This window comes from Streptomyces acidiscabies (assembly GCF_020010905.1).
GTDB lineage: Bacteria > Actinomycetota > Actinomycetes > Streptomycetales > Streptomycetaceae > Streptomyces > Streptomyces acidiscabies.
This window is the reverse complement of the sequence record NZ_JAGJBY010000001.1, coordinates 821,618-834,725: the sequence shown is the minus strand read 5'-3', so window position 1 is coordinate 834,725 and position 13,108 is coordinate 821,618. Positions and strand designations below refer to the sequence as shown.

Below are 13,108 nucleotides of genomic sequence, written 5' to 3'. Positions count from 1 at the left end.
CGAACCGTACGACAGGGTCGCCCCGGAAATTGCCGTGCGGCGGGGGCGCGGGCCCTGTCGGACCAAGCCGCACGGCAGCCGAGCCTGCGGGACGCTCCCCGCACACCAACTGAGGGCAGCCGCCTCATCCACGTGCCGCAGCTACAGCCAGCCGCGCCACACCCCACCGACCCTCGCGGTCACCCCACGACGACCGCCCAGCAACCCAACAGCCCCCCCGACCCACGAACCCTGCGTCAGGCGGCGGCAGTTGGAGTAAAGGTCGCTCGACAAGCGAACCGTTCCCCAACTGCCGCCGCCCTCCCCTCACCTCTCGATCCGCACCTTCTCCTCCACGCTCACCTGGTCGATGTCCGACACCCTCACGGTCACCCGCATCGTCCAGTCCCCCGCGATCGGAAGGCTGAGCGCGTCGGCCGCCCAGTAACCGCCCCGGTTGACGAGCTTCGCTTCGAGAGGACCGATGTCCTGGCTCGGCAGGCTGAAGGAGACGCGGAGTTCGGGAACCGTGGCGAAGCCGCCGTCGGCCGCGTAGACGACCGCTTCGAGGGAGTTGGGTCCCACCCGGCCGGGGTCGAGAGTGATCTGGACGGTGCCCTGCGCCTTGACGCCGGGGGAGGAGATACCGAAGGGCACGCGGGTCACCGAGGTCGTGAGAACGCCGACCTCCTGGCTGGACGACGTCGCCGCCTCCGCTTCCGCGCGGCCGGGCAGAGTGCCCGTGAGAACGGTCGTGATGACCAGGACGATCACCGAGACGACGACCTCCAGGAGCACCGAACGCCGCAGCGCACGGCGTTGCGCGTCCTCCGCCGGGGTCAACTCCTCCGTGTCGAGGCGGGACTTCAGCGAGAGCGGCGACTGCGGCGGCCTCGGCCCCTGCGACGCCCCACCGGACTCCGAACCGGACGCCTCACCCGGCGCCCCGGCCGACCCCGACGCCTCGCCCGGCTCCAACGTACCGACCGACCCTGACGCCTCACGCGCCCCCAGCGTCCCGACCGACGCCGACGCCTCGCCCGCCTCCAGTGCCCCGTCCGACGCCGACGCCTCGCCCGCCTCCAGTGCCCCGTCCGACGTCAGCCGCTCGCCCGTCTGTGACACCCCCTCCGCCGTACCCGCCCCAGCAACCTCCGTATCCGCCTCGACCAGACCAACCCCACCCCCGGAACCCCCGGCCCCCACCGTCTCCACCACCCGCTCCCGCACCGCGGAACTCACCGCACTGCTCAACGCGCTTCCCCTCGTCTCGCTGACGCTCTCGGCCGACTTCAACCGCCTCACGACCCCGCGTGACCACGCCCCGACCGCCAGCAGCACCAGAACGGCCGCCAGCTTCGCGAGCAGGATGCGTCCGTAGGAGGACTCGGTGAGCGCGGTGAGCGAGCCGAGGCCTCGCCAGGACTGGTAGACACCCGTGACCACGAGGACGACCACACAGGTCGCGGCGGTACGGGAGAAGGCAACGATCACCCGCGCGGGCACCGGAACAGAACTCCGGTTCAGCACGGAGAACAGGGAGGTGAGACCCCCCAACCATACGGCCATGGACAGGAGATGAAGCACCGTGGAGGTCATCGCGAGCGGCACCTGGATGCCCGCGGAGGCGTGCTCGGCGGCGGCCCAGGTCAGCGCGAGGCCGAGGATGGTGACGGCGCCCGCGGCGAGCGTCGCCCTCTTGGACCACCACTTCTGCCACATGAGCAGCGCGAGGACGCCGAGGAGCAGCAGCCGGGCCAGCAGCGCGAGCCCGGGGCGGGAGGTCGCGGTCCGGGACAGCGAGGACGGGTCGAGGATCTCGGCGATCCCGGCCCCGGTCTCGTAGGGGCCGCGCAGGAAGAAGAGGACGACGGTCGCCCCGGCGAGCGTCCAGCCCCCCACCCGCAGCGGTCGGCGCAGCGCGCGCGTGTCCGGCGGGCGGCAGACGGCGATGAAGACGGCCGTCCCGATGAGCAGCGCGGCGGCGACGTACGCGGCGTAACGAGTCAGCGTGTAGAGGCTGTTGGTGGTCGGGTTCTCCACCGGGCCCGCCGAGAGCGGCGCCAGCGTCGGGGACGGCTTGCCTATGGAGAACGTGAAGGCGCCGGAGACGGGGTGGCTGTCGGCGGAGACGACGCGCCAGGCGACGGTGAACGTGCCCGTGCCCGCGTCGTCCGGCATCGTGACGCGTACGGCGTCCGAACGGCCCGGCACATGGCTCGCCTTGCCGGTCTTCACCCGCTTGTTCTCGGGGCTGAGGACGCGGATCGAGTCGTCGAGGAGCCCCACGGACTCGGTGAATCTGAGGGTGACCTCGCCGGGGACGGTCCGGACGACGCTCCCGTCGGCCGGGTCGGTGCCGGCCAGCGCCGCGTGCGCCGACGCCGTACCGGCTCCGCCGAACAGGAGCAGGACCAGCATCGTGCCGAGCAGCACCGCCCCGCGCCGCACCGCGGCCCGCCGTTTCTCACCCACGTCGTTCACTCCGCCTCCGTACCGGCCGCCCCTTGGGTCCATACCTCCCTTTACGTACGGCCCCGGCCCCGGCCGCGCTCACCTCTTGCCCCACCGGCAATCCCCCCTTACCTCCTGCACAACCCCGCAATACGCTCCGCTTGAGATGGGTAACGCTCCGTGAGCGGCCCGAGTTCCCCGTGCTCGTACTCCTCATAGGTGAATCCCGGCGCCATCGTGCACCCGAAGAACGTCCACCCGCCGACCGGCCGCGCGCCCATCCACGTGCGCGCGGGCACGGTGAGCTGGACGGCCTGCCCGCCGAGGAGGTCGGGCCCCAGCACCGCCGTACACGCCGAGCCGTCCTCGGCGAGGAGCAGCATCTCCAGGGGCGCGCCGAGGTAGTGGTGCCAGGTCTCGTCGTGGGGGAGGCGGTGGAGGGCCGAGTAGTCGCCGGTCTTCAGGAGTACGACGATGGCGGTGCCGGAGGGGCGGCCGTCCGGTGTCGGCGGGCCGGTCCAGGTGCGGTGGAAGAGGCCGCCCTCGCGGGGGATCGGTTGCAGGGAGTAGTGGGAGATCAGCTCGTCCGGAGTCACCCGGGGAACGCTACCTCCCGGGTGAGGAAGGCCAATTGGGCCTTCTTCGCGGGCAAGTACACGTCCGGGAGATCGACTTCGGGGAGCGTGACGACCGGGCCCGGGGTGAAGCCCTGGCGGAGGAAGCGGGCGACGGCCTTCTCGTTGCGGAGGTCGGGGTCGACGACGACGCGGCGGTGGCCGAGGGTGAGGAAGACGTACGCCGCGTACGTCCCCAACAGGGCCGCCGACCAGCCCGGTTGGCGTTCGCCGGGTGCCAGCAGGACGTGGACGCCCGCGTCCCCCGGCTCGACGTCGTAGCCCTCGCCGACCCGGTCCGCCGCCGGGTCGTACAGCTGGAGGAGTGCCACCGGGGTGCCGTCCAGCTCGGCGAGGAAGGCGTGGTGGGTGGTCAGGGTCGCCATGTGGGCGTAGATCTCGGTGACTTGGGGTTCGGTGAGGCCGTTCATGCCCCAGAACTCGGCGCGTTGAGCGGTGACCCAGGGATGGATCGTGCGGGCGTCCGCCTCGGGGTCGAGGGGGCGGATCCGGACGGTGCCGAAGCCGGGGACGGGCTGTTCATGGACGTACATCGTGCTCCTTGTGCAAGCGGTTCCAGTCGGTTTCCACGGGGGCCAGATCTCCCTTGAGCCACAAGGGGAGTTGGGTGCCGTGCGGGACGATCCACCGGCTGCGGCGCCGGTCGGCGAGGTCCCACACGTACCGCGCCACCGGGCCCCGCGCCGCGCGGTCCGTGACGCCGGGGATCGCGGTGGTGCACAGCACGCAGTCGTGGTCGCCGGAGAGCGGGGGCGGGTCGTACGTGTCGTCCGGCAGCGCGCGCCAGGGGGTGAGGCGGTGGGTGTCGCCCCACTGCGCGGGCGGGCGCGTGGCCACGGTCTCCAGGGCCTCCCGTACGGCCGCGTCGCGGTCGATTCCGTACAACTCCTCGGCGCGCAGCAGGTGTTCGAGGGCGAAGCCGATCCGGGGGGTGAGGGCTAGCCAGGGGAGGAGTACGTCGGGGTAGGCGGGCGGGGTCGTGAGGGCGGCGAAGGCGGGGTGGGCGGCGAGGGTGCGGACGACTTCGCTGCGGAGGGATGCGTACGACGCGGCGTCCGTACTGGTCGCGTCCATGTGGCGGTTCCAGCGCAGCAGGCGGTTCCTGAGGGTTTCCGCTTCTGGGGTGAGGTTCTTCAGCGCCGCCACTCTGTCCAACAGGGGTCCTGCTGAGGCGAGTTGGGTGTCCATGTGGATCGTGCCGATCTCCTCGGGCGTCCACTTCTCGCGTTCCTGGAGGAGGTTCCTGATGCGGTCCGCTCTGTGCGCAGGGGCGAACTCGACACCCAACTCCCTTGCCGGGCCTCGTTGGTTGGCCATCACCGCGATGCCGTCGGTCAGTTCGGCTCGCGGCATCTCCTGCCAGCCCGTCCACTCGTGGCCCGGTTCCCAGGCCGGGACCAGGCGGACGCGGTTCGCCTGCGCGCGGATCGGGACCCGGCCCGCGACCCTGTGCAGGGTGCCTCCGGCGGTGTCGGCGGCCTGGACGACGTTCACGGGTTCGCACCAGGTGTCGAGGGCGGCGTCCACATCGCCCACATCGCGGGCCCTCAGCAGTTTGAGGAGCGTGCTGAATCCCAACTCCCGCGTCACGCGCGGCGGGTAGCGCAGGCTCAGTGCCAACGGGGTCGCGTCGTCCAGCCCTTCGGGGCCACCGGCGATCACCGGGCCCCGGGGGGTCTCCAACACCTCGATCTCTACGGGGGGTTCGCCCGCGACCTCGATCAGTTCCGTGTGCCGGTGGACCCGGCGCCACACCCCGTCCGGGTCCAGCGCCTCCACGCCGGCGCCGGTCCGCCGTAGCCGCTCCTGGTACAGGTCCTGGTAATCGGCCATGGCGTTCGTGATCGCCCAGGCGACGGTCCCGGTGTGCCCGAAGTGCGCGATCCCTGGAACGCCGGGGACCGCGAGCCCGACGACGTCGAACTCGTCGCAGGCCAGGCGGACTTGCTGGTAGATGCCGGGTTCCTCGATGAAGCGGTGCGGATCACCGGCGATCAGCGCACTGCCGCTGACCGTCCGACTCCCGTCCAGCAGCCACCCGTTGCTCCCCGAGGTGGCCGGGCCGTCGGTGGCGAACAGGGGGACGGCGTCGGGGCCGAGGTGGCGTATCGCTTCCTCGCGCCAGAGTTTGGCGGGGAAGCCGGCGAACAGGATGTGGACGGAGAGCCAGATGGCGAGGGGAGTCCAGGGGGACCAAGGGCCGGGGGCGAGGCCGACGCGTTCGAACTCGGGGGTGGGGTAGGGGGGTTGGGCAGCGGGCGAGGCTGGGTCGGGAGCCGAGGGAGCCGGTACGGCGAAGGGGCCGCCGGGCACCGCCTCACCAGCCGAACCGCCTCGCCCTTCGCCGGTCCGGCCCTCTCCGCCCTGCTCATCGCCGCCTCGACCGACGCGGTCCCGACCGAAGTCGTCCCGGCCAACACTGTCCCGCCCGACACCGCCCCAGCTAACGCCGCCCCGCCCGACGTGATCCCAGCCGAAGTCGTCCCGCCCCACGCGGTCTCCGCCAACGCCACCCCGCCCAGCGCCGCCCCCACCAATGCGGTCCCGGCCAACGCCACCCCGCCCGCCAGTCCGACGCGAGCCCACACCCTCAACGCCGCCCGCCTCCGCACCCCCAACCCCCAACCCCTCATTGACCCCCTCCACATACGCCCGCACCCACCCCGCCGTCTCCGGATCCCTCCCCTCCAACCCCTCGAAGCATCTTCGGGCCGTGTCCGTCAGCCTCGCGCGTCGCGCGAACGTGTCCCACGCCAGCGCCTCCGCGCCCAAGAACGCCGCCGATGTCCCCTCCGCCCTGTGGCGTTCCACCTCCAGTTGCCATGCGCGGTCCCGGGCCGTCATCAAGCCCTGCGCGCGGGCCAGCGCCGTTGCCGTGGTTTCGCGGAGGTGGGGGACGCCGAACGCGTCGCGGTACGTGGTCATTCTGTGCGGGTCCTTTATTTTAGGTTAGCCTTGCCTAAGTTAAGCAGCGTACGTGAGAGGTGGAGGCAGTATGGCGCAGGGGCGGGGCTGGGAAGGTGCTGTTCTGAAGCTCATGCGGGCCCGGGACTTCACCCTCACCGTGACGGCGAACGAGCAGGTCAGCGCCGAGTACCGGCGGATCAGGGTCACGGACGGCGGGCTGCTCGACGCGAATCCCGTGCATCCGACCATGTGGGTGCGGCTGTGGTTCCAGAACGCCGGGCGGCCCCATCAGCGGGCGTACACACTGGTCGATCCCGACCCGGAGAGCGGTACGTTCGCGTTGGAGTTCGCGTTGCATGAGGGCGCCGCCAGCGACTGGGCTCGTGGGGTCGAGGTCGGCGGCACGATCGAGGCGACCGTCCAGGGGACCGGGTTCGAGAGTCCCGTGCCCTCGCCCACCCACGTCCTCGCGATCGGCGATCCCGCGTCGCTGCCCGCGATCAACTCCCTGCTGGACTCGATGAGTTCCGTGCCGGCCACCGTGTGGTTCGAGGGTGGGGAAGGTGAGTTGCCGTTCCGGCATGGGGTACGGCGGGTGCCTCGTGGGGAGTTGGTCGAGCGGGTTCGGCTGGAGTTGCCGGAGGTGCTGGACGGGGCGGAGGCGCCGTACGTGTGGATCGCTTGCGATACGCGTACTACTCGGGTGCTCTCCGCGTACGTCCGTAAGGAACTCGGCGTTCCCAAAGAGCGGGTCCATGCGCTTGGGTACTGGCGCGCGGGGTGACCTCTTCGGCGGGATCATCTGGGTATGGACGTCACTCTGCATCTTGCGCAGGATTCCGAGGCCGATGAGTTGCTCGGGCGGTCGGCCCTGGCGGCGTTGGTGGGGATGCTGCTGGATCAGCAAGTTCCTATGGAGTGGGCCTTCAAGGGGCCTCGGACCATCGCTGATCGGTTGGGGGTGGATGATCTCGATGCGCGGGAGATCGCCGGGATGGATCCTGAGCGGTTTGCTGCGCTGCTTTCCGAGAAGCCTGCGGTGCATCGGTATCCCGGGTCTATGGCGAAGCGGGTTCAGCAGCTCTGTCAGTTTCTTGTCGAGCACTATGACGGGGACGCGGAGGGGGTGTGGGACGGGGTTGGTAGTGGGGGTGAGTTGTTGAAGAGGTTGGAGGGGTTGCCGGGGTTTGGGAAGCAGAAGGCTCAGATTTTCTTGGCGTTGTTGGGTAAGCAGGTGAGGGTTCGGCCGGAGGGGTGGCGGGAGGCTGCGGGGAGTTATGGGGAGGCCAAGGTTTTCAGGTCCGTTGCGGATATTACTGGCGAGGACTCTTTGGCCAGAGTTCGGGCATATAAGCAGGAAAAGAAGCGGGCTGCCAAAGAGGGTTGAGTGTCAGAGTGCGGGTCGCATTGGGCTGGTCGCGCAGTTCCCCGCGCCCCTAAAAACACCGAAGCTACCCGGCGCTTCGAATGCGCTGCTCCGAATGGGTTGATTCACTCACCCCCGTGACTCGACCCCCGCGCGCCTTGGGCATCCCCCCTGTGTGAGTGGTGCACCGCTTCTTTCTCGATCGCGGCTCTGGCTGCGGGCGTTGGTCGTGGTGCTCGCGTTGCTGGTGCCCGGGGAAGTCTGCACGGTTCCCTGCGTGGCCATGGCTGTCGAGAGTGTCGAGTACGACGTTGTCGACAGCGGACTCCGGCCGACCGCCGCGCCTGTCGCGCGGGGCGAGAAGGTGTTGCGGCCCGCGTTCATTTCTCGCGTGGGCGTCGAGGCGGTCGGGAGGGTGCCTCGCGAATTCCCGACGCCTCCCGTCCCCTTCGGGATTTCCTCCGTGCGTTGTGTGGTTCTGCGGTGCTGATGAGAGCGGTGTGAAGAAACCCCCCTCATCCTTCACTCAGAGCTAGGAAACCCGGCCATGCCCACAGATCCTTATGCGGTCCTGCGTGCTCTGTTGCGCGCGGAAGCCCGGCGTGCGGCGCCCACGGAGAAGCGGACGGAAAACGAGCAGCAGCCCCAGGCGCAGGCTGAGCAGAGCCGCTAGCTGAAAAGGTGGCGGACCGAAAGGAACCGGTCCGCCACCTCACCGCCTCCTTTTCGCCGTACCGAAAAGGGACCGCGTGATTTCCCGGCCCAGTTGCGTACCGATCGACCGCGCCAGGGATTTGAACATGCCGCTGCCCACGACCTGTTCCACCATCGACGACTGGCGCTCCTCCCGCTCACGAGGAACCTCCGCCTTCTCCGCCGGACGCCGCTGGAGTTTCTCGTACGCCGATTCTCTGTCCACAGCCTGTGCATAACGTTCGTGGAGCGGGGACGACGCCACCGCCCGGTCCAGGACGCCCGCGTCGATCGGCCCCATCAGCGACTCCGGCGCCCGAAGTCGCGTCGCCGCAACGGGCGTCGGCGCCCCCTTCTCGCTCAGGACGGTCACGACCGCCTCCCCCGTTCCCAGCGACGTCAGGAGTTCCTCAAGGTCGTACGCGGAATTCGGGAACGTCTTGACGGTCGCTTTCAGCGCTTTCTGGTCGTCCGGGGTGAATGCGCGCAATGCGTGCTGGACGCGGTTGCCGAGCTGGGCGAGGACGTCGGCGGGGACGTCCTTCGGCGTCTGCGTGACGAAGAAGACGCCGACCCCTTTGGAGCGGATGAGGCGGACGGTCTGGGTGATGGAGTCGAGGAACGCCTTCGAGGCACCGTTGAAGAGGAGGTGCGCCTCGTCGAAGAAGAAGACGAGTTTGGGTTTCTCCGCGTCGCCGATCTCCGGGAGGTCGTGGAAGAGGTCGGCCAGCAGCCACATCAGGAAGGTGGAGAAGAGTTGCGGTTTGTCCTGGATCGCCGGGAGTTCGAGGACCGACACGATTCCCCGGCCGTCGGGGGACAGCCGTAGGAAATCGGCCGTGTCGAATTCGGGTTCGCCGAAGAAGTCGGACATGCCCTGTGCCTCGAAGGCGGTCAGGGAACGCAGGATCACGCCCGCCGTCGCCGTAGAAAGGCCGCCGATCGTTGTCAGTTCCGCCTTTCCCTCGTCGGACGTGAGGAAAGCGACCACCGCGCGGAGGTCCTTGAGGTCGAGGAGTTCGAGGCCCTTCGTGTCGGCGTAGTGGAAGATCAGGCCGAGGGACTGCTCCTGCGTCGGGTTCAGCTGGAGGACCTTGGAGAGCAGGACCGGGCCGAAGCTGGTGATGGTGGCGCGTACGGGGATGCCGTGGCCGATGCCGCCGAGGGCGTAGAAGTCCGCGGGGAATCCGGCGGGAGTCCAGCTCTGGCCCACTTCCGCCGCTCTGGCCCGCACCTTCTCGCCCGCCTCGCCGGGTGCCGACACCCCCGACAGGTCGCCCTTCACATCCGCGAGGAAGACCGGGACCCCCTGCGCCGAGAGCTGTTCCGCGATCAGCTGGAGCGTCTTCGTCTTGCCGGTGCCCGTCGCGCCCGCGACCAGGCCGTGGCGGTTGAGGACGGGCAGCGGGATACGGACGGGGGCCTCGGGGTGGGGCGTGTTCTCCCAGAGGAGGGCGCCGAGGTCGAGCGCGGGGCCCGTGAAGGCGTACCCGGCCGCGATCTCCGTGACCTCGGCCGGCGTCGGCCCGTTCGCGCCCGTCGGCTGCGGCTGCGTACTCATCGCCTGCCCCTCGTTCCCGGTTTGCCTCGGTACATGACGTTATTTGCAGCGTCGCACTCCGTCGCCGTGGCTGCGCCCGGAAGGTCTGGGCCGGTAGGCTTTCCGTGTGATCTTCAAGCGCATCGGAAACGGCCGGCCGTACCCCGACCACGGCCGGGAGAGCACCCGGCAGTGGGCGGACGTCGCACCGCGCCCGGTCCGCCTCGATCAGCTCGTGACCACGAAGCAGCAGCTCGATCTGGAGACCCTGCTCGCGGAGGACTCGACGTTCTACGGCGACCTCTTCGCGCACGTCGTGAAGTGGCAGGGCGATCTGTATCTGGAGGACGGGCTGCACCGGGCGGTGCGGGCCGCGCTTCAGCAGCGGCAGGTGCTGCATGCGCGGGTGCTCGAACTGGAGTGACGTCCACCCTTGGGTGGCCTCGTTGCCCCTTTCGGGTGCAATCCGTGTGACCGGGCGGTGTCGGATGATCGTTTATTCGTCATGGGCGCGCTGGAGCACTACGCTGCGCCCATGAGCATGCTGACTCCCCCCGGCATGGGCGGCAAGTACCGCATCACAGGCGACAAGTACCCGCGTATGCGGCGATCTCGGCGGCGAGGGCGGCTCGTTGTGGGCGTCGTCGCGTGCGGGGCCGTGCTCGGGGTTGCGGGGTGGGGAACCATGCAGCTCGTGGATGTCTTCACCGGTGGGGGTGGGACCGCTTCCGCGGCGTCCGTCTCCGGCGACTGTGCGGTCAAGAAGGCGGTTCCCACTACGGCCGCTGTGGTGCTTCCCAAGCCTGCGCAGATCACCGTGAACGTTTTCAACGCGACCACCCGTAGTGGGCTCGCCAAGACCACCGCTGATGAGTTGAAGAGGCGGGGGTTCAAGGTGGGGCAGGTGGGGAATGCGCCTGCGCAGTTCGACAAGAAGGTTGTCGGGACCGGGGTGTTGGTGGGGTTGCCCACCGCGTCCGGTACGTCGTTGTCCGTGCTCGGGGTTCAACTGCCGGGTGCTCAGCGGCGGATGGATGCGGCTCGGAAGGATGCGTCCGTCGACCTCGTCATCGGGAATGGGTACAAGGCGCTGGCTGCGCCTGCCGATGCCGCTAAAGCTCTGACCGCGTTGAGTGTGCCTAAGGCCGCCAACGGGGGTGCCAAGAAGGGTTGTTGAGCGGGTGCGGGTAGTGGGGGGCTGGTCGCGCAGTTCCCCGCGCCCCTAAAGAAACTCCACCACCCGCACTTCAGAAGGAACCGCTACTCCGCCGCGCCGTACAGGCGGTCCCCCGCGTCTCCCAGACCCGGCACGATGTACCCCTGCTCGTTCAAGTGGTCGTCCACCGCCGCCGTCACCACCGTCACCGGCGAGCCCGCCAGTTCGCGTTCCATGACCTCGACCCCCTCGGGCGCCGCGAGCAGGACCACCGCCGTCACGTCGTCCGCGCCTCGGCGGATCAGTTCGCGGATCGCCGCCACCAGCGTGCCACCCGTCGCCAGCATCGGGTCCAGGACGTACACCTGGCGGCCCGAGAGGTCCTCCGGCATCCGGGTGGCGTACGTGGACGCCTCCAGGGTCTCCTCGTTGCGGATCATGCCGAGGAAGCCGACCTCCGCCGTGGGCAGGAGGCGGACCATGCCGTCGAGCATGCCGAGGCCCGCGCGGAGGATCGGTACGACGAGGGGGCGGGGGTAGGACAGCTTCACGCCGGTCGTCTCGGTGACCGGGGTGACGATGTCGACCTGTTCCGTACGGACGTCCCGGGTCGCCTCGTAGGCGAGGAGGGTGACCAGTTCGTCGGCGAGGCGGCGGAAGGTCGCGGAGTCCGTGCGCTGGTCGCGGAGCGTGGTGAGCTTGTGAGCGACCAGAGGGTGGTCGACGACGTGGAGACGCATACGTCCAGATTAACCGGGCACGCACCCGGGTCGCTCTGGCGTCGGACCCCCGAACAGAGGGACAGTGGGATGACCGACTTGGACCGGGGTGGTGTGAACTGTGCCGGAACGCGAAGAACCAAACGAAGAACGTACGGAGAGCGCGGCCGACCGACGTCGGCGCCGGGCCCGCTTCCTCAGGGAGCTGGCGGAGGCGCGGGAGCTGCGGGACCGGGTCCAGCCGAGGAGGGCGAAGGCGGCGCGGCTGCGTCACGCGATGCGCATGCGGACGTTCCGTTGGTGACACCCCCGCGCCCCCTTCGTACCCCCTTCCATACCCCCCTTCGCGTGCCTGAGGTAAAGATCACCGCCGTCTCTCCGTCCTCAAGCCCCGCCCATGCTCTGCCAGATGGCAAAGCCGCGTACGATCCGCTGTTGGCGGAAGCGAGTGCGCTGGTGGGGTCGTGGGGATCCGCGATCAAAATGCCGGACACAGGGTGCCGAAGACGTCCCCTGGAGCCCTTGTTTCTGCCACGATTCCGAGTGGGTGGGGCTCGGGGCCGACGCCTCTGGACCACCTGAAGACCTCCGCCGGGGGGACCCCCAACCGGCACACCTTTGACCAGCTGGGAGAGTCACGGTGTACTTCGCCGCACTGCTCGCGCGCACCGAAGACGGGTGGGAAGCGAGCGACACAGAGCTCGACGACGTGGAAACCCTGTCGGATCTGGCCGACCTGGCCCGCGAGTCGTCCGTCGACGACGACACGGTCCTGGTCCTGATCGAGCAGGAGGACGCCTGGTTCAGCGTCGTCCGTGTGGACGGCGAGGACGACCCCCGCGTCTACGTCTCGGACGCCTCGGTGGCCGCCCGCAGTTCGTACGGCGAGGTCCTGCTCGCCGACCTGCTCGCCAAGGATTCCGGGGACGACCTGGACGCGCTGGACCTGGACGGCACCGAGGACGGCGAACAGGACTCGGACGCCGACGAGGAGCCGGCCGGCGAGGCCGTACCGCACGGCCCGGTCGGCGACCCGCGCCTCCTCGACGACCTCGGTATCTCGGAGAAGCAGCTCCAGTCCCTCGACCGCGACGCGCTCGGCGAGATCGCGGACGCGCTCGGCGCGACGGAGATGCTGGAAGCCGTCCGCTGACCCCCGACCCCGTACGCGACCCCTGGCACCCCGCGATGCGGCTCGCCCTCGCCGAGGCGGAGCGAGCCGGTCCGGACGTACCCGTCGGGGCGGTCGTCCTCGGTCCGGACGGTACGACGGTGCTGGCCGCCGCGCACAACGAGCGTGAGGCGACCGGCGATCCGACCGCGCACGCGGAGGTGCTGGCGCTGCGCCGGGCGGCGTCGGCGCTGGGTGCGTGGCGGCTCGTCGACTGCACGCTCGTCGTGACCCTCGAACCGTGCGTGATGTGTGCCGGGGCGCTGGTGCAGTCGCGTGTCGACCGGGTGGTCTACGGCGCGCGGGACGACAAGGCCGGTGCCGCCGGTTCGGTCTGGGACGTCGTACGGGACCGGCGTCTCAACCATCGTCCCGAGGTGATCGGCGAGGTGCTGGCAGATGCCTGTGCGACCCTCCTGACCAGCTTCTTTCGTAGCAACTGACAGGCCGCTAATACCTGGTACCGAGCACGTCACGGGGTGCTGTAA

General features: G+C 69.6%; 13 protein-coding genes. 7 read left to right on the top strand and 6 right to left on the bottom strand.

Features of this window, described 5'->3' with window-relative positions:
• Nucleotides 1–306: 306 nt before the first annotated feature.
• The 4 genes from J8M50_RS04050 to J8M50_RS04035 form a co-directional block, all read right to left on the bottom strand.
• Nucleotides 307–2,463 (bottom strand): copper resistance protein CopC, encoded by a 2,157-nt coding sequence (locus J8M50_RS04050; protein WP_010352260.1) that lies wholly within the window; start codon nt 2,461–2,463, stop codon nt 307–309.
• Between the two features lie 98 nt (nt 2,464–2,561).
• The gene (locus tag J8M50_RS04045; RefSeq protein WP_010352261.1) at nt 2,562–3,029 is read right to left on the bottom strand and encodes a cupin domain-containing protein; all 468 of its coding nucleotides are present in this window, start codon (nt 3,027–3,029) and stop codon (nt 2,562–2,564) included.
• Nucleotides 3,026–3,601, bottom strand: a complete 576-nt coding sequence (locus tag J8M50_RS04040) for a GNAT family N-acetyltransferase (RefSeq protein WP_010352262.1) — start codon at nt 3,599–3,601, stop codon at nt 3,026–3,028. Before J8M50_RS04040 ends, J8M50_RS04045 begins: the two co-directional genes overlap by 4 nt.
• Complete coding sequence (locus J8M50_RS04035; RefSeq protein WP_075825634.1) at nt 3,588–5,993, bottom strand: penicillin acylase family protein; 2,406 nt, start codon at nt 5,991–5,993, stop codon at nt 3,588–3,590. The genes J8M50_RS04040 and J8M50_RS04035 overlap by 14 nt, the downstream gene beginning before the upstream one ends.
• 70 nt (nt 5,994–6,063) lie before the next feature.
• Between J8M50_RS04035 and J8M50_RS04030 the strand changes: the two genes are divergently transcribed.
• Nucleotides 6,064–6,759, top strand: a complete 696-nt coding sequence (locus J8M50_RS04030) for a siderophore-interacting protein (protein WP_029183648.1) — start codon at nt 6,064–6,066, stop codon at nt 6,757–6,759.
• A gap of 24 nt (nt 6,760–6,783) precedes the next feature.
• Entirely contained in the window at nt 6,784–7,362 is a 579-nt protein-coding gene (locus tag J8M50_RS04025; protein WP_010352265.1) for an HhH-GPD-type base excision DNA repair protein, read from the top strand.
• A 691-nt stretch (nt 7,363–8,053) separates the two neighbouring features.
• Here the strand turns inward: J8M50_RS04025 and J8M50_RS04020 are convergent.
• Nucleotides 8,054–9,595: a helicase HerA-like domain-containing protein gene (locus J8M50_RS04020; protein WP_010352267.1), complete on the bottom strand. Its 1,542-nt coding sequence runs from the start codon at nt 9,593–9,595 to the stop codon at nt 8,054–8,056.
• 106 nt (nt 9,596–9,701) lie between these two features.
• Between J8M50_RS04020 and J8M50_RS04015 the strand changes: the two genes are divergently transcribed.
• Together J8M50_RS04015 and J8M50_RS04010 are read left to right on the top strand one after the other, a co-directional pair.
• Nucleotides 9,702–9,998 (top strand): type II toxin-antitoxin system VapB family antitoxin, encoded by a 297-nt coding sequence (locus tag J8M50_RS04015; protein ID WP_010352268.1) that lies wholly within the window; start codon nt 9,702–9,704, stop codon nt 9,996–9,998.
• Nucleotides 9,999–10,109: 111 nt separating this feature from the next.
• The gene (locus tag J8M50_RS04010; RefSeq protein WP_370516613.1) at nt 10,110–10,751 is read left to right on the top strand and encodes a LytR C-terminal domain-containing protein; all 642 of its coding nucleotides are present in this window, start codon (nt 10,110–10,112) and stop codon (nt 10,749–10,751) included.
• Between the two features lie 83 nt (nt 10,752–10,834).
• Here J8M50_RS04010 and upp read toward each other — a convergent pair whose 3' ends face one another.
• On the bottom strand, nt 10,835–11,470 hold the full coding sequence (gene upp / locus J8M50_RS04005) for a uracil phosphoribosyltransferase (RefSeq protein ID WP_010352270.1): 636 nt from the start codon (nt 11,468–11,470) through the stop codon (nt 10,835–10,837).
• Between the two features lie 100 nt (nt 11,471–11,570).
• Between upp and J8M50_RS04000 the strand changes: the two genes are divergently transcribed.
• The 3 genes from J8M50_RS04000 (at nt 11,571) to tadA (ending at nt 13,063) form a co-directional block, all read left to right on the top strand.
• Nucleotides 11,571–11,753, top strand: coding sequence for a hypothetical protein (locus J8M50_RS04000; RefSeq protein ID WP_075661458.1), 183 nt, complete (start codon nt 11,571–11,573; stop codon nt 11,751–11,753).
• 336 nt (nt 11,754–12,089) lie between these two features.
• A complete protein-coding gene (locus J8M50_RS03995) occupies nt 12,090–12,602 on the top strand; it encodes a tRNA adenosine deaminase-associated protein (protein ID WP_010352271.1) in 513 nt (170 codons plus the stop codon).
• 35 nt (nt 12,603–12,637) lie between these two features.
• On the top strand, nt 12,638–13,063 hold the full coding sequence (gene tadA, locus J8M50_RS03990; RefSeq protein WP_010352273.1) for a tRNA adenosine(34) deaminase TadA: 426 nt from the start codon (nt 12,638–12,640) through the stop codon (nt 13,061–13,063).
• Nucleotides 13,064–13,108: the final 45 nt, after the last annotated feature.

What these genes read in the sequence shown, in the direction of transcription:
- J8M50_RS04040 (WP_010352262.1), bottom strand. Translation starts at nt 3,601, where the DNA reads ATGTACGTCCATGAACAGCCCGTCCCCGGCTTCGGCACCGTCCGGATC.
- J8M50_RS04035 (WP_075825634.1), bottom strand. Translation starts at nt 5,993, where the DNA reads ATGACCACGTACCGCGACGCGTTCGGCGTCCCCCACCTCCGCGAAACC.
- J8M50_RS04030 (WP_029183648.1), top strand. Translation starts at nt 6,064, where the DNA reads ATGGCGCAGGGGCGGGGCTGGGAAGGTGCTGTTCTGAAGCTCATGCGG.
- J8M50_RS04025 (WP_010352265.1), top strand. Translation starts at nt 6,784, where the DNA reads ATGGACGTCACTCTGCATCTTGCGCAGGATTCCGAGGCCGATGAGTTG.
- J8M50_RS04020 (WP_010352267.1), bottom strand. Translation starts at nt 9,595, where the DNA reads ATGAGTACGCAGCCGCAGCCGACGGGCGCGAACGGGCCGACGCCGGCC.
- J8M50_RS04010 (WP_370516613.1), top strand. Translation starts at nt 10,110, where the DNA reads ATGAGCATGCTGACTCCCCCCGGCATGGGCGGCAAGTACCGCATCACA.
- upp (WP_010352270.1), bottom strand. Translation starts at nt 11,470, where the DNA reads ATGCGTCTCCACGTCGTCGACCACCCTCTGGTCGCTCACAAGCTCACC.
- tadA (WP_010352273.1), top strand. Translation starts at nt 12,638, where the DNA reads ATGCGGCTCGCCCTCGCCGAGGCGGAGCGAGCCGGTCCGGACGTACCC.